The organism is Aerococcus mictus (assembly GCF_003286595.3).
GTDB classification, from domain to species: domain Bacteria; phylum Bacillota; class Bacilli; order Lactobacillales; family Aerococcaceae; genus Aerococcus; species Aerococcus mictus.
In genome coordinates this window covers 1,022,029-1,037,945 of sequence record NZ_CP132985.1, presented here as the reverse complement: position 1 = coordinate 1,037,945, position 15,917 = coordinate 1,022,029, and the positions used below count along the sequence as shown (strand labels likewise).

Below are 15,917 nucleotides of genomic sequence, written 5' to 3'. Positions count from 1 at the left end.
CTAGGAGGAGTCCCTAGGAGTTTATATTTTAAGCTAATGATTTAAATTAACCTTGGTAGTAGCCGTTTTCAAGTAAGAGAGCAATACCTTGTCCACCACCGATACATGCTGAAGCAATCGCGTAACGGTATTCTGGATGGTTCTTGAATTCATACAATAGAGATGTAATGATACGTGCACCAGACATGCCTAATGGGTGACCTAAAGCAACTGCACCACCATGTGGGTTGAAATGATTCTTGTAGAAGTCAGTATCTTCTTCAATACCAAGTTCAATCAAGCAACCAATAGTTTGAGCTGCAAAGGCTTCATTAATTTCTAAGATATCAATGTCTTCTTTAAGGTCCATTTCTTGACGCGCAAGAATGTCTTTAATCGCTTGAACCGGTCCTAAGCCCATGTACGCAGGGTCACAACCAGCAATTTGGTAGTCAACGACGCGAGCCATGATTTCTAAGCCACGTTCTTCAGCAACTGATTTGGTGGTCATAATTTCAAAAGCACCACCGTCATTTAATCCAGAAGCATTACCTGCAGTAACAATACCATCTTTTTCAAAGGCTGGGCGTAATTTAGCTAATGATTCCATCGATGTTCCTGGACGTGGATGGCCGTCTTTTTCTACGACGTTAACTTTTCCTTTACGTCCTTTAACTTCTACCGGAATGATTTCTTGAGCGAAACGTCCGTTTTCAATAGCTTCTGCAGCTTTACGTTGGGATTCTACTGCAAATTGGTCAGCGCGTTCACGAGTAATTCCGTATTTACGAGCAACATTTTCTGCAGTGTTCCCCATGTGGTTAACACCAGAATCTTTACCAGAAGCAGAGCTATGGCCAGCTAAGTTAGCATCAATTAAAGGTTTATTGCCTCCCTTTAACCCCTCATAACGAGCGGATTCTGGTAGATAGAAAGGCGCACGAGATAAAGATTCTACCCCACCAGCGGCAATAATACTTTTATTGGAGAATAGTAATTCTTGTGCGGCTGATACAGCGGATTGAATACCTGATCCACAGATACGGTTAATAGTCATACCTGTTGCAGTATTTTTTACTCCTGCATCAATTCCGATAATGTTACCTAAATTATTGGTTGTTTGTGATCCAGTGACATGACCAACAATAACTTCTTCAATATCTTCAACGGCAACACCAGCACGTTTAGCAGCTTCTGTAAGAGAAATCACCCCTAATTCATCAACTGGTACTGTCTTTAAGTCGCCTAGGTAAGCACCAACAGGAGTCCGTGCGGCACCAACAAAAACAACTTCTTCATTTTTAGCTTTTAACATTCACTAAATCCTCCTTTAATTTCAAGGCCTTTATTATACAACATATCTAATTATTTTTTAGATTTTGCATCAATAATTTCTTTAAGGCCGCCCCATTCTTCTTTAAAGATATCAGGATTCATTTCTTTCAAGTCTTCGGCAATTTCAGGTTCAAATTCCATTTGGTCGAGAACATCTTTTTGGAGGTCAATTCCTGGTGCAATTTCAATTAAACGAACTTTACCTTCATGTAAGTCAAAGACAGCACGTTCAGTGACGTATAAGATATTTTGGTCGTTTTCTTGAGCATATTTACCAGAGAAACTTACTTGTTCAACTTCTTTCAAGAATTTAGGTCCACGACCTTGTTCATCAATGACTAATTTACCGTCTTCGATGTGTGATTTACCACCAACAGTTAAGGTACCTACAAAGACAAGGTTCTTAGTGTTTTGAGAAATATTAATGAATCCACCTGGACCAGGAACTTTAGGACCAAATTTTGTAACGTTATTGTTACCATATTGGTCAATTTGCCCAATTCCTAATACAGAAAGGTCTAAACCGTTACCATCGTAGAAGTCAAATTGGTTAGCCATAGCAATGGAAGCATCAGCATTACGTGAAGCACCAAAGTCTAAGCCACCAGCAGCACTACCACCCCAGATACCCATCTCTAGAGTTGTCACATATTCGTCAGCAACGCCTTCTTCTTGGGCAACAGAAGCCACCATGTCAGGCGTACCGATACCTAAGTTAATCACAGAATCAGGTTGCAATTCCATAGCTGCACGACGACCAATGACCTTACGTGATGAAAGTGGTGCAGGTTTAACGCTGTCCACTGGAACATTGATTTTTCCAGCTAATTCTGGACTGTAGTAGGTTCCCATGGTTTGGTAGTGATATTCAGGGTCAGCTACCACAATATAGTCAATTAAACCGCCTGGTACCACAATACTCTTAGGATCTAGAGAGTTGTTTTCAACAATTTGTTTTACTTGAGCAATAACGGTACCACCTTTTTTCTTGGTAGCCATTGCTAATTCAAGTTGTTCAAGAATACAGGTCTCATCTTCAACGTTCATGTTCCCTTTTTCATCAGCAAATGATCCACGGATAAAGGCAACGTCAATATCAAAATCTGGATATTTCAACCATTCTTCGCCACCAAATTCCGCTAGTTCAATAAGTTCTTCAGTGGTTTTTTCAGTTGCTTTAGCCCCTTCTAAACGAGGATCAACATAAGTTTGTAAACCAACTTTAGTTAAGAAAGGTTTGTTCCCAGCAATAGCGCGATATAGTTGAGTAAATACACCCTGTGGTAATAAGTAGGCTTCAACTTCGTTATTAACCACCTTATCAACCATACCAGGTGAAGAACCAACGTGACCAGCAATGATACGTTTTACCAAACCATCTGCTAATAAGTGGTCAGCACCACGGCCAGGTTTGTTGTTACCAATACCACATGACCACATGAAAGTGATGTCTTTGGGATGTTGTTCTTCTTCGTAACGTTCTTTAACCCCTACTAGTAAGTCTTCAGGTAGGCCCCCTAAACCAAAAGTACAAGTAGCTAATAGATCGTTATCTTTAATTAAATCAGCTGCTTCACGTCTTGAAATAACTGGTTTCTTTTTACCCATTTATCTCTCTCCTTTTCTATAAATACATTTCTTTTCTTAATATAAAATTGTTGAAGCAATTAACATAGCGATTAAGGCAAGCAAGTGACCACCATTAACCATTATAAACTGATGCATGAAAGCATTTTTTAAACTTAAGCCAGTCAAGTTGTTAAAGGTGATTGTCACTCCCGAATGAGGAACCACTGTAATCACAGCTGATGCAACAACTGCAATACGGTGAATCAATTCAGGCGCAATTCCCATCTCTAAATACGTTGGTGCAAAGTTTTGCATGACGATCCCCAGAGCCCCAGAACTAGAACCTGTAATCCCGCCAAGTAAAGCAGTTGCTACAGATAGTCCAATTAAAGGGTTACCTGGAATAGACATAATCGCATCTTGAACCACACTGAAGCCAGGAGCACTGGTTAATACTGATCCAAAAGCTACTGAGCTTGAGGTAGCAAAGGCTGATGGGACAGCACTATTAGCTCCATCATTCAATAATGAAGTTTGTTTTGGTAAATATTTCCGATATAAGAAGGCACTTAATAAGATACCCACAGTTAAAGCAATCAAAATAATATTCGGCACATCACTGAAGATTAAAATAATCGCAACTAAAGTAACCAATGGTAAAATGGCTAATAAAATTGGAGGGATATTTTCTTCATCTGTTTCAGCGTCAAGGTCAGCTTCTTCTCCAACTGATTCCCCTTCACCTAGATAAGAATAGAAAGTTTCTCCCTTAGCTAGACTCCGATTTAATTGAAACTTTAAGTAGGTCAGTCCAAAAGCAACCACAGTAATAACACCAATCATACTCAACACAGGAGCTGCTGTTAAAGTAGTCCCTAAGTAAGTCGTTGGTACCGCGTTTTGAACTGAAGGTGTCCCTGGTAGCATAGACATGGTTACGGTTGCCATTCCCAAGAATAGTGGAATAGGTAATAAGGACCAATTCACATTTAACTTTTTAAAGATTGGTCGAGCTAATGGGACTAAGGCAAACATAACCACAAATAAACTAATCCCACCATAAGTTAATATTGCTGCAATACCAGCGAAAGCTACTAGCACAATAAAGGGATTATCTAAACCAACTTTGGCCAAAACCCAGTTAGCGATCGAAACTGTAGCATTACTTTTTTCCATATATTGAGCCAGAACTGCGCCTAATAGGAAAATCGCAAAGTTTTTAATTAAGAAACCTGCAAGACCGGTCATATAAGAAGGTGCATCACCAATTAATGACCCAAAGATGTCCATTTGGTTGGTTAGAATAACAATTAATGTGGCTAGAGGAGCAGCAATAACAATGTTTAATCCTCTAACTGATAAATAAATAATTGCGATAATCGCAAGAAATATACCGATTACGCCAAGAATTTCCATATATTTTCTCCTTGCTGTAAAAAACATGATTAAAGGAACGGTTAACCGTTCCTTTAATTTTTATGCAGCGAGCAACATTACATGTTCATACCACCGTTAACTTGTAGTAATTGACCAGTGATATAACCTGAATCTGGTGAAGCTAAGAATTTCATTGCATTGGCAATATCTTTTGGATAACCAATACGTTTTACCGGAATACCATCAATCATATTTTGTTTGATTTCTTCTGGAATAGCATCGGTCATTGGGGTTTCAATGAAACCAGGTGCAACGGCATTAACGGTAACACCTTTTGCAGCACCTTCGCGAGCGATTGTCTTAGTCATACCAATAATACCTGCTTTTGAAGCGGAGTAGTTGGTTTGACCGAAGTTGCCTTCAACCCCTGCTAGGGAAGAAGCGTTTACAATCCGTCCATACCCTGCAGCAGTCATACGGATAAATGCTGCTTTAGAATAGTTAAATACACCTGTTAAGTTAGTTGCAATAACTTGGTCCCATTGTTCTTTAGTCATTTTCTTCAATGAAGCATCACGGGTAATACCAGCATTGTTGATTAAGACGTCAACTTTTCCGTATTTTTCAACAACATCTGCAATAATTTCCTCAGCACGGTCGAAATCAGATACATCTGCTTGATAAGCAACTGCTTTACCATTATTTTCATTAATGGCTTCTGCTGTCTTTTGTGCAGTTTCCTCATTGAAATCAACAATGACTACTTGAGCACCATCTTGAGCGAATTCTTTAGCGATTTCAGCACCAATACCTTGGCCTGCGCCAGTAACTACAACAACTTGATCGTTAAACATTCGATCTTCCTCCTTTGAAATAGCTAATGTATTAATTTATAGTTATAACAAGCTAAGTAACTACAAACCATTTCTTTTACATGCTTATTATATCGGAAAAGAAATGAAAATAGAAATAATAGATGAAAGCGCTATCAATAACTATATTGTTATAGCTGGTAAATTATGCTATACTATACACACCGTTAAGCATGCACTGACTATTTGGAGGTTTCTAAAAATGTCTAACATAACACCCTTAGTACTCATGGAAACAATTGTCGCCGAAGGTAATATCACTGCTGCTGCTGAAAAACTCTATGTCTCCCAACCTTATTTAAGTAAAATGTTAAGTCGTTTAGAAGGTGAGTATGGATTAGAATTTTTCACTCGTTTACCGCGTTCGGTTCAAATCACTTATGCCGGTGAACGTTATTTAGACCATTTGCGCAGAAAGCATGAAATCGACCTCGATATGCTAAGTGAATTTGATATGATCTCAAAAAACAAAAAAGGGAAAATTAAATTAGGAATTAATCCGGCCCTAGGTAGTAGTATCTTGCCTTTAATTATTCCACCCTTTCTTGATAAAAATCCCGAAATTAAATTTGAATTTTATGAAGAGGATGCCGATACCATTGATTCTTTAATCGAAAATCACATGATTGATATCGCTTTTGAAATGGCTCCTATGGAAAACAATGCTTTTCAACATCACTATGTCTATAGCGACCAGATGTATTTGATTGTCCCTAAAAATAACCCACTCTACCAAGAAAAATATGGAAGCGAGATCACCCATTTCCCCTACGATATTGAAAAATTAGATAATCTCCCCCTCGTCTTACTCCCCCATAATTTTGGCTTAAGGCGCTTAGTGGATTTATTTTATAACCGTAAAAGGCTAAAACAAAATGTCATTTTGGAAACTTCCACTGTCTATTCGGCAGTCGGTTTAACAAGAAAAGGGGTAGGGGCTACCTTTGTACCAGTTACAGGGATGTCTTGGCCAACTTTTAATGACTGTAACGTCTTTGTTTTTGATAGTGATATTTTTAAGTGTGACTATGTATTCTCTCATCGTCAAGATCGTTCCCTAGCACCAACCATCGTTGAATTTATTCGATCATCAACGGATATTCTTCGCGAACTCAGTCCAAAATTTACCTTCTCCACCAATAAAGACTAATAAAAAGCTCCCCGACTTATACAAAGTTTGGGGAGCTTTTCGCTTGTAAGCTACGCCTTAATTTCTAAATGACTAACGATTTTTGTAGTTAGGTTCCCGTTTTTCTTTGAAAGCTTTAATCCCTTCAGCAGCATCTTCAGTTTTGAAGTTGTCAATAAAGACTTCGGTTTCAAAGGCTAAAGCTTCATCGATAGGTAGGTGAGCGCCATCATTAATGGCACGTTTAGCTGCTTGTAAACCTTGTGGGGAGTTCTTAGCCATTTTTTCAGCAATCTTAGTTGCTTCTTCTTGCAGGCTGTCAGATGGAAAGACATTTTGAACTAAGCCAACTTCTTTAGCTTCTTCAGCTTTCAATGGTCTACCGGTATAAATTAATGATTTCGCATTAGCAACACCAATTAAACGTTGAAGTGTTTGGGTACCACCCCCACCAGGGATAATACCGATGCCAATTTCTGGTAAGGCAATATTTAATTTTTCACCAGCAATCCGATAGTCAGCAAAGAGTGACATTTCACAACCACCACCGCGAACAATGCCATCATAAACATAGATTACGGGTTTTTTAGCATAGTAGAAGCAGGAGTAGTTACGTTTAGACACTTTACAGTAATTTTCAATTCCGTTTTCTTCCTCTTGAGTTGCTAGCATTTCATCGAGATCCATCCCAGCAGAGAAGATTTTTCCTTCTTTTTGCATAACCATTGTGAAGTAAATAACACTTACTTCATCGTTGTTATCCATTTCATGAACAGCGTCTTCAATCAATTGTAAGTGTTCCATTTCCAAGATGTTTAACGGGTCATTTCTTAGAATAATTTTCCCCACTTTATTCTCAACTTTAGTCTCAACAACTGACATTTGAGTCACTCCTTCTAAAAATATTGTGTTTGTTTTCACAACTACATTATCTCACGCAGAAAGCCCTTTCACAAATTCCTTTTCTTTAGTATAGCGATAACTATTTCTTTATGTCAAATGTTTGCTATACTTGAGATAATGATTACTCACTAGAAAGGTATGATCGTATGTTAAACTTGTGTCCCGGACCCACTCATATCTCCCAAGCCGTTCTTAAAGCCTATGGTCAAGCAAAAACTAATCCTGATATTGACCACAAGTACACCCAATATCAACGTCAAGTTGAAAACCAGATATCACAGTTATTACATACCAAAGCTGTCTCTTTTTTTATGGTGGGTGAAGCCCTATTGGCTCTGGAAGCTGCTGTCAATTCTATCATCCAACCAGGAGACCGGGTTTTGGTGATTAGTAACGGGGTTTATGGTCAAGGTTTTCAAGACTTTGTCAACTTTGTTCAGGCAGAGGTAGTGCTCTATGAAAGTGACTGGCGCCGTGGGATTAATTTGAATGACTTAAAAGCCTTTCTAGAAAACGACCACGATTTTCAGGTGGCAACTTTCGTCCATTGTGAAACCCCCACCGGCATCACTAATGATATTCATGGCATCGGTCAAATCTTAAATAGCTATAATATTCTTTCTATAGTCGATTCAGTTTCCGCAATTGGCGGAGAATATATTAACTTTGACCAAGCTAAAGTGGATGTCTTACTAGGTGGTAGTCAAAAATGCTTTTCCGCTCCTGTAGGCTTGGCTAGTGTCACCCTTTCCAAACGTGCCATAGAGCATATGGAAAATCGTCATTCCCCTATCCCTAGCTTTTACGCCAATTTCCAATCTTATCTCAGCTTTGACGATCCGCATTTCGACTTTCCTTATACAATGAATGAACAGGCCATTTATGCCATGGATGTAGCTATTCAACAAGCGATTGACAGTGATTTTGCCAACAAGCATCAAAAATGGGCTGAAGCTACCCGACAATTATTTAAAGAAGCCGGTTTAGAACTCTATGCTAAAGACCATGCTTCCAATACATTAACCAGTGTTTTACTCCCTGAATCAGTTTCAAGCCTGGATGTGATGAAATTAGTGAGGAACGAAGGTATTTTAATTACTAAAGGCGATGGTCCCCAAGGCGAAAGGCTGCTCCGAATCGCCCATATGGGTAGTAATATGGAAGTCAAATATTTTCAAAAAATGTACCACGCCCTAGACAAAGCCTTTCATCATTTAAATATAGAATACCAAGGCGAGCTAGAAGAAAAGTTTATGTTAAGTGACATTGCTAAAAACTATTAAAAAAACGGAGATTCATAAAAAGTGAATCTCCATTTTTTATTACATTATGTTATTAACTCTTCCCTAGCTTAACTTTTAAAGAATTACGGGAAAACCACTTGAACTAAGAACATATAAGACAGGGTTCCGCCAGCAATACTCAGTAAAGAGCGGTTAGTCTTAGCCTGAAACAGGATTGTCACAAGGATGGCAATCAGCTCAGGCAAGGCGTAAGGATAAGCCAAGGGGGTACTTGATTGTAAGGAATAAACCACTAAAAGGCTAATGGCAGCGGCAGGAAGGACTTTCCCCAAATAAGTGACAAAGCGAGGAGGAACTTGGTTTTTCGAAAAAACCACAAAGACAATAAAACGGGTTAAGGCTGTTCCCAAAGCCAATAGAATAACCGTTAATAGCTGTTGGTTAAAGCTCATCTTTCTTCCTCCTCACGTATAAAAATAAAAAAGAATATAGCAATAATAATTAACATTGCAGGAATCAAGAAGCTGTTGGGGCCGAAAATAAATAAACAAATTAAGCCAGTAGCTAGGGCAAGGATTTGTGGCCTATGGTTAGCGCTTCCTTGCCATTGGTCGACAAAAATACTTACAAACAAGGCTGTTAAAATAAACTCAATTCCTCTTAAGCTAAAGCTGATAAAATTCCCTAAGAAAATCCCCAGAACTGTTCCAATAATCCAGTAAAGCTGGTCTAATAAACTGATCAAAAAGTAGACCCAAGACTTGTCAATATGATCGGGAACCCTAACCGAAGCTGTCAGTGAAAAGGTTTCATCAGACAAAGCAAAAATACTATAGTATTTTTTCCAACCTAGGGACTGATAACTTTCTAACATGGTAATGCCGTAAAACATGTGTCTTGCATTCACCATAACAGCTAGCATAAAAGCGGCAAAGGGATCATAGGCTCCCAATAAGACATTTATGCCGGCAAATTGAATCGAGCCCCCATAGACAAGTAGGCTCATTAAAATAGTTAACCAGGAGTGAATTCCTGAACTCGTTGCTAATAAACCAAAGGATAATGACAAGAATAAATACCCCATCATAATCGGGATCGTTTTGGGAAAGGCAAATTTTAGCGCTTCTTTCATCTACAAACCTCTTTTCTACGTTAAATGATTCTATCTTACAGGATAATATAGTTGTAAAGGAAAATAAATCACAGATAGCTCATCCAGTCATGATCTTTTCCAATCAGTCCTGATAGCCTTAGCTAACTTAGCTAATAATAAGAAAAACTGGGACAAATGCCCAGTTTCTCTTATAAGTAAAAATATGTGGTTAAGAATAGACTTCTTCTTTTAAAACAGCAATATTAGGATAGTTTCTCAATTGGCCCTTATAGTCTAGGCCATAACCGACAACAAACTTATCCGGAATTTCAAAGCCGATCCAGTCAGCCTGAAAGTCCTTTTTGCGTCGACTCGGTTTATCTAATAAAGAAACGGTTTTTATGGAAGCTGCCTGGCGGGATTTTAAGACCTTATACAGATAACTTAAAGTTCTCCCGGTATCTACAATATCTTCAACAAATAAGATATGACGCCCTTTTGCAGGGACCGATAAATCCTTTATTATCTTTACTTCGCCACTGGATTCAAAGGCATCACCGTAACTAGAAACATCCATAAAGTCAATTTCAAGAAGGATATCCATTTGTTTCATTAAATCAGCCATAAAGGGCATGCCCCCTTTTAAGACACAAACCAGTAAAGGATTCTTATCCTGATACTCTTCGGCAATGTCCTTAGCTAATTCTTCGATACGTTTTAATAATTCCGCTTGGGGAATAAGTATTTCTTCCATTAAATTATCCATTAAAAAGCTCCTAATTCTCTAATCTCTTATTCACTCTCGTGATCTTATAATAACAGATAATAGCTATAGGCGCAGAAAAAATTGAAAACTTTAGCTTTAACTATGACGAATTTAAGCCTTTTTCTTAGAAGAGTCATAAACATTGACTCCTAGGCGTTTTTGCATTTTATAAAGCAAACCGGTTTGCCGCAAGGTGGCTAAGAAAAAATAAGCTAAGACACCACCAATAATTGTTGCAATTAGAAAACTAGGAACATAAAACAGCCAAGTAATTCCTGTTTTTCCCAATAGAAGCGCCATTACTGGATAGGAAGCAATAGCTCCGATAATCCCGGTACCGATAATTTCACCAATTACACAAGCAAGGATAGAGCCATTAAAGAGACGATATAGTATTCCCGAAAGCACAGCACCAAAAACTTGGCCAGTGAGCGCTAACGGAGGCACCGAAAAAAGACTCATCCGGATAATTGCAGTCAGAATAGCATTTAATAAACTATACCAAGGACCCAATAAGACCGAACAAACCACATTAACAAAGTGGGCAGTAGGAGCAAAGCCCTCGACTCGAAAAATCGGTGAAATTACCACCCCAATGGCCACAAACATCGCTACCGTTACTAAAATCAATGGACTTGATTTTTTACTCATAAAATCCCTCCTAAAAGATAAAGGAGAGCACAAAAAAAGACTACCTACGCAAGCATTACCTTGATCAGGTTACAGGGTCGATATAAATCCTCTCAGCCGTGGCTCCCCTAATGAATAGTATTTTACCTACTCATCATATGTCACAAATAAAAATTAAACAAGCCTTTTCACCTATCTTTTGGAACACGTTTTGATTAGATAGTTCGCATTTTAAAAAGAGCCTGAGACTTTTGTCCCAGACTCTCTTTCTCAAATGTACTGACCTCTCACTATCCGTTCTTAGTGTTCTGGCGCATGGTAAACATAAATACTTTCATCATAAATCCCCATACGGGTAAAAGTCTGATGAGTAATAATAGAAATCGCCAAAGGCACTACCACATAGGTTAGGCAGAGGACCAGGATATTAACCACGACATTACCATCCATAAAATAATAAGCGTTGATCGGTCCAGAAAAACCTGTGATACCAAAACCAGCTGATTCTGTAGTCCCCTGAATATTAAATAGATACCCAAACAGCCCTACTACCCCTGCATTAATCACAATGGGTAGGGTCATTTTTAGGTTTTGTAAGTAGTTGGCCATAAACAATTTTGGACCAGCAAATAATAATGAAAAAGTAATTCCATTACTATTAACCCGCGATGAGGCATAGAGAAAAGTAAATACAACCGCTACAATTCCTAAGTTAGCTGCCCCAGCCGCTAGACCACTTATGGATACCGCGTAAGCAATCGCCACACTAGACAAAGGCGTAACGATAATAATGGCAAAGGCAATAGCGATTAAAATAGCCATAATTAATGGTTGAATCTCTGTGAGGTGAGCAATCCCCTGGCCTAAAAGTAAAGTCAGTTGACTAACCAAGGGTAGGATTAAACGACCAATAAAACCTGGTAAAATTCCTCCCAGTAAAGGAAGAACCACAATGTTGAGACTTTGCCATCGATTGTTATAAAGTTTAATAAAAATAGCAGCAATAAAGACGGTGATAATGGTGTTAATTAAGTCTCCCGTTCCCTTAAGTGCCCAAGTCCCATCGACTAAGCGAGCTGCCCCACTCCCTAAAAAAGCAGCTCCTGCTAATGCTGCAGTTTCCATGCCCTTCATATTTAACTGCAATGCCGCAAATAGACCGACTAAAAAAGGTACGGCAAATTGAAAGGCTTGAATAGAGCCAGCAAAGTCAGCCAAAAAGCCTGGCGTACTGAGCCAAGACCGAGTTAATGCGCCTAATATGGCACTAGGAATCAAACCGATAACAATACCTGTTGATGCCCCATTTAAAACTTGATTAAAGATATCCTTAATTTTTAAATTCTGCATAAATTAACCTTCCTGCTTTAAAGTATTTTTAATATCTTATCATGAAAACATGATAAAATCTTGAGAATTTTACTAAGATGCCAATTAAATAAAAAGATTATTTACTTTTACATTATATATTAATACTAAAAAAGGCAGCACTTGGCTGCCCTAATTTACATGATCCAATGATTTTAGATATACGCCAATACTTCTTATATGACAAAGCAATATACATTGTTACCAGAATGATTTCTTTTATAAGAGTTTTTAAGATACATGGTCGTTTACGCAGGTCAGACGTTTTCACTTCACTTTGAATTTCTTCTTTGCTTCATTTGTTGAATGAAACTAGAATACTTTCAGCTAGGGGTCATAAGGAAAGACCAGAATTTTAAACGAGTTTGTTAAACCACTTGCTCTCTTAATTAACTGTTAATCGAAACTCTTTTTTAATGAAAATGACTTTAATTGGCTAATAATATAAGAGAGAAAGCACCCTAGTGAGAAGTTTTCTCTGCCAATACGGCGGCTTAACCTATGATTCTAAAAGTAATCTATCCCCATTTGCAGGATAGATTATATACTATTTGCAAAACTCTAGATATCATTAAGCCCATTTTTCTTGACTTCTTCTAAATACATCTTGTATGACTATTTATCTTTCATTTTTCTAAATAATTTTATTCACTATCCATTTAAACGAACCTTCAAATCCTCACTGTTCATTCCCAGGGCAGCAGCCATTTCATCATTTACCTTAATGACCATGTCCTTAGAAGATTCCACTGGAATGTCTTCTGGTTTTTTATTTCCTTTCAGAATATCTACAGCCATATTTCCAGTTTGTTGGCCTAATTTATAGTAGTCTACCCCATAGGCACATAGGGAACCTTCGATAGCGGCATCGAAAGCAGCAACTGATGGTGTCTTGGTTTCCATTAGGACTTTACCAATGGTTTGAATGGTATTTGCAATGGTGTTATCCGTTGGTAGATAGATGCCATCTACTTTTTCCGCCAATATTTTTGTCGCTTGTTGCACGTCGTTAGTTGATGTCACCGTCATACTTTCAACTTTTAAGCCGTTGGATTCGATATATTCCTTGGCTTGTTCATATTGAACTTGCGCGTTCATTTCACTTGAGTTATACAAGATACCAATCGTTTTTATGCTTGGATCAGCCTTTAATAATAAATTAACAACATCGGCAACAGGGGTCATGTTACTAGTGCCGGTTATATTTTTACCGGGTTTTTCCTTACTTTCAACTAATTTTGCACCGACGGGATCAGTCACTGCCGTAAATAATTGCGGGGTCTCCTTGTCAGTGTTCAGCATAGCTTGTGCAGCTGGAGTAGCAATACTTAAAATCAGGTCCTTTTTTCCTTTTAATTGTTGGGTAATGCTTTGCAAGTTTGACTGGTCACCTTGAGAGTTATGGAATTCAATCGCTAAATTCTTGCCTTCTTCATAACCGGCCTCTTTCAAAGTATCTTGGAAACCTTCCTTAGCTTTTTGTAGGGAGTCGTGTTCCATGTATTGGATAATCCCCACATCCACCTTATCATTACTACTTTCCTTGCCTTGATTTGAACAAGCGGCTAGTGTACAGGTTAATAGACCTGCTGCTAGATAACGTAAATATTTTTTCATCTTTTTTCCTCCATTATTCGATATAAAGCGGTTAACTATCTATTTTTTCTGACTGTTAAACGGACCTTCCATACTATCACTCCCTTAAAAGGTATAAAAAAAGCCCATCTAGTTTGGAAAAAACTAAATGGGCTGAATAATAGCATATATTCATAGTGGTATAGCCCATTTAGAATTTATCCATTCTATGAGGGCTAGACACGCTTAAGATCCTTAGCCATCATAGATACAAACTTAAGTTTGACGTTTGTATCTATGATGTTTCATAGTACAAACGCTATCTAAAATAGCTAAAGTAAAATCGTACATTTTGATAAGTAGGGCATGCGCTCTGGTTGATAAGATATTTAACTAACATAATTACATGCTCCTTTCTTAAGCTGTTAAAACAATAATAAATATTTTTAAAGATAAAGTCAACTTATAATTTAAAATATAAATTTTATTTGCTAAAAGTAAGCTGTAATATGAGGTGCATAAAGGTGAGTAAGTCAAATAAACAGTAATTCTCTATACTTAAGAGTATCATAAATCGAGAAATGGTAAGCAACCGAGTAACCATTACCACTGTCGTTTTGAAATCTGCTTTAAATTTCTGAGACATAGGCCATTACAATTTTCCCCTTTTAAATTGTTTATAAAATTCCAAACCCATTGCTATTCCAATAGAGTGCTTTAATGCTATCATTTGGAGCTCTACAAAATAAAATATGAAAACTGACTGGATTAATTTCTAACACTTTTAAACAAAAGTTTTTAGTGAATCAATTCTTTTCTTCAAATCATTTCTTACCTAGGTGATATAAATATGTTTAAAGATAATCTATATTAATAATCTTAATAAAAAAGCCATAACTTTTTGAGCTATGACTTTAACTATAAAAATTTTCATCAATACTATTTGACAAAGAAAAATTATTCTCTCGCTTTTAAATTTTACCTAGGCACAACGCTAACCTAGCCACAATAGGATTTTTTATTTACGATTTCGCTCTCGAATAGCTTTTTCAAGGTCATAATGATAATTAGGATCAATTTCCCGATCGATTTCTTGAAAAGCCTGCCCAATTTGCTGGTCGATTTCCTTGAGTTCTTCTTTTGATAATTTCTTACCAGCAGGCAAATAGATGGGTTTTCCCACTCTGAACTTTACCCGATTTTGTCTCTTTCTTGAAAAGAGTCCAGAAATATGAATCGGTCCTTGGTAGGCAACAGGTAAAATATTAACTTTGCCCATTTTTGCTAATACAGCTGCCCCATCCTTAATTTCTGTCGAATAACGGGATCCAGTAGGAAAAAGTCCAACGTTATCTTCACCCTTTTTGAGTTCTGTTACTGCCGATTTTAAGGAAGCCATGCTAGGATTTTCTCGATCGACTGGCATAACGCCTAAGTGGTCTAAGCACCAATTCACCAAAGCAGATGAGAATAGTTCCTGCTTGGCTAAGAAATGAACCGGTTTAGGTAAGGTATGGATACCGATAATGACCGGATCAAGTATACTACGGTGGGGAGCAACAATTAAATATTGTTGGTCAGGATCATAGTCTTCATGATAGGAAAGCTCCGGTTTCCCATTAACAATTCGAATTAAGCCTTTAACCAAGTAAGCCATAAAGTTATAAAACCACATTTTTGTCACCTCGCTAGGATTTTCAAGCATCAGCTAAACTAGCCTTAAAAAACATAAACAAATAGAGGCTGGAATTCCTCCAACCTCCTAAAGATTATTTTTTCGTTTTTTTCATGGAATTAATAATTTGTTGGACACGTTTTTCAGAAGGTTTTTGACCCATTTGTGCCATCATAGTCCGAATCATATCAGCTGAAATTGGTGGGTTATCTTGGAAATAGTTCATCATATAACGACGAGCAATAAAGAAACCTAAGATCATACCGATAATCAAAGTAATAATGATAATAATAATCCAAGCGAAATTTGACATGAATGATTTCCCCCTCTATATAAACATCTTTTTAATTGTACTAAAAATTATCTGACTTGCCAAGTTTAAGAAAATTATAAGCTCCGAGG

15 protein-coding genes are annotated in these 15,917 nt (G+C 37.6%); 2 read left to right on the top strand and 13 right to left on the bottom strand.

Going from position 1 to position 15,917, the window contains the following annotated elements; all coding sequences use genetic code 11:
* Nucleotides 1-46: 46 nt before the first annotated feature.
* From DBT49_RS04860 to fabG, 4 genes are all read right to left on the bottom strand, one after another.
* Nucleotides 47-1,294, bottom strand: a complete 1,248-nt coding sequence (locus DBT49_RS04860) for a thiolase family protein (RefSeq protein ID WP_070560275.1) — start codon at nt 1,292-1,294, stop codon at nt 47-49.
* Nucleotides 1,295-1,344: 50 nt separating this feature from the next.
* Nucleotides 1,345-2,922 carry an acyl CoA:acetate/3-ketoacid CoA transferase gene (locus DBT49_RS04855; protein ID WP_013669534.1) on the bottom strand — a complete coding sequence of 526 codons (1,578 nt, stop codon included), beginning with the start codon at nt 2,920-2,922 and terminating at the stop codon, nt 1,345-1,347.
* Between the two features lie 36 nt (nt 2,923-2,958).
* A complete protein-coding gene (locus DBT49_RS04850) occupies nt 2,959-4,299 on the bottom strand; it encodes a GntP family permease (RefSeq protein WP_070560277.1) in 1,341 nt (446 codons plus the stop codon).
* A gap of 77 nt (nt 4,300-4,376) precedes the next feature.
* Nucleotides 4,377-5,114 carry a 3-oxoacyl-ACP reductase FabG gene (gene fabG, locus DBT49_RS04845; RefSeq protein WP_013669418.1) on the bottom strand — a complete coding sequence of 246 codons (738 nt, stop codon included), beginning with the start codon at nt 5,112-5,114 and terminating at the stop codon, nt 4,377-4,379.
* A gap of 220 nt (nt 5,115-5,334) precedes the next feature.
* Between fabG and DBT49_RS04840 the strand changes: the two genes are divergently transcribed.
* Nucleotides 5,335-6,282, top strand: coding sequence for a LysR family transcriptional regulator (locus tag DBT49_RS04840; RefSeq protein WP_064292385.1), 948 nt, complete (start codon nt 5,335-5,337; stop codon nt 6,280-6,282).
* 72 nt (nt 6,283-6,354) lie between these two features.
* Here the strand turns inward: DBT49_RS04840 and DBT49_RS04835 are convergent, their stop codons facing one another.
* The gene (locus tag DBT49_RS04835; protein ID WP_060778196.1) at nt 6,355-7,143 is read right to left on the bottom strand and encodes an enoyl-CoA hydratase/isomerase family protein; all 789 of its coding nucleotides are present in this window, start codon (nt 7,141-7,143) and stop codon (nt 6,355-6,357) included.
* A gap of 167 nt (nt 7,144-7,310) precedes the next feature.
* Here DBT49_RS04835 and DBT49_RS04830 point away from each other — a divergent pair, with 167 nt between their 5' ends.
* Nucleotides 7,311-8,447, top strand: a complete 1,137-nt coding sequence (locus tag DBT49_RS04830) for a pyridoxal-phosphate-dependent aminotransferase family protein (protein WP_070560279.1) — start codon at nt 7,311-7,313, stop codon at nt 8,445-8,447.
* Between the two features lie 83 nt (nt 8,448-8,530).
* Here DBT49_RS04830 and DBT49_RS04825 read toward each other — a convergent pair whose 3' ends face one another.
* The 8 genes from DBT49_RS04825 to DBT49_RS04790 all read right to left on the bottom strand — a co-directional run bounded on the left by DBT49_RS04825 (nt 8,531) and on the right by DBT49_RS04790 (nt 15,828).
* A complete protein-coding gene (locus DBT49_RS04825) occupies nt 8,531-8,860 on the bottom strand; it encodes a branched-chain amino acid transporter permease (protein WP_070560281.1) in 330 nt (109 codons plus the stop codon).
* Nucleotides 8,857-9,540: an AzlC family ABC transporter permease gene (locus DBT49_RS04820; protein ID WP_070560283.1), complete on the bottom strand. Its 684-nt coding sequence runs from the start codon at nt 9,538-9,540 to the stop codon at nt 8,857-8,859. The genes DBT49_RS04825 and DBT49_RS04820 overlap by 4 nt, the downstream gene beginning before the upstream one ends.
* A gap of 190 nt (nt 9,541-9,730) precedes the next feature.
* The gene (gene hpt, locus DBT49_RS04815) at nt 9,731-10,267 is read right to left on the bottom strand and encodes a hypoxanthine phosphoribosyltransferase (protein ID WP_070560285.1); all 537 of its coding nucleotides are present in this window, start codon (nt 10,265-10,267) and stop codon (nt 9,731-9,733) included.
* Nucleotides 10,268-10,378: 111 nt separating this feature from the next.
* Nucleotides 10,379-10,918 carry an energy coupling factor transporter S component ThiW gene (gene thiW / locus DBT49_RS04810; RefSeq protein ID WP_070560286.1) on the bottom strand — a complete coding sequence of 180 codons (540 nt, stop codon included), beginning with the start codon at nt 10,916-10,918 and terminating at the stop codon, nt 10,379-10,381.
* Nucleotides 10,919-11,197: 279 nt separating this feature from the next.
* Nucleotides 11,198-12,247, bottom strand: coding sequence for a PTS transporter subunit IIC (locus DBT49_RS04805; RefSeq protein WP_070560288.1), 1,050 nt, complete (start codon nt 12,245-12,247; stop codon nt 11,198-11,200).
* A gap of 669 nt (nt 12,248-12,916) precedes the next feature.
* Nucleotides 12,917-13,882: an ABC transporter substrate-binding protein gene (locus DBT49_RS04800; protein ID WP_070560290.1), complete on the bottom strand. Its 966-nt coding sequence runs from the start codon at nt 13,880-13,882 to the stop codon at nt 12,917-12,919.
* Nucleotides 13,883-14,858: 976 nt separating this feature from the next.
* Nucleotides 14,859-15,515, bottom strand: a complete 657-nt coding sequence (locus DBT49_RS04795; RefSeq protein WP_070560292.1) for a lysophospholipid acyltransferase family protein — start codon at nt 15,513-15,515, stop codon at nt 14,859-14,861.
* A 94-nt stretch (nt 15,516-15,609) separates the two neighbouring features.
* Entirely contained in the window at nt 15,610-15,828 is a 219-nt protein-coding gene (locus DBT49_RS04790) for a YneF family protein (RefSeq protein WP_013669734.1), read from the bottom strand.
* Between the last annotated feature and the right edge of the window lie 89 nt (nt 15,829-15,917).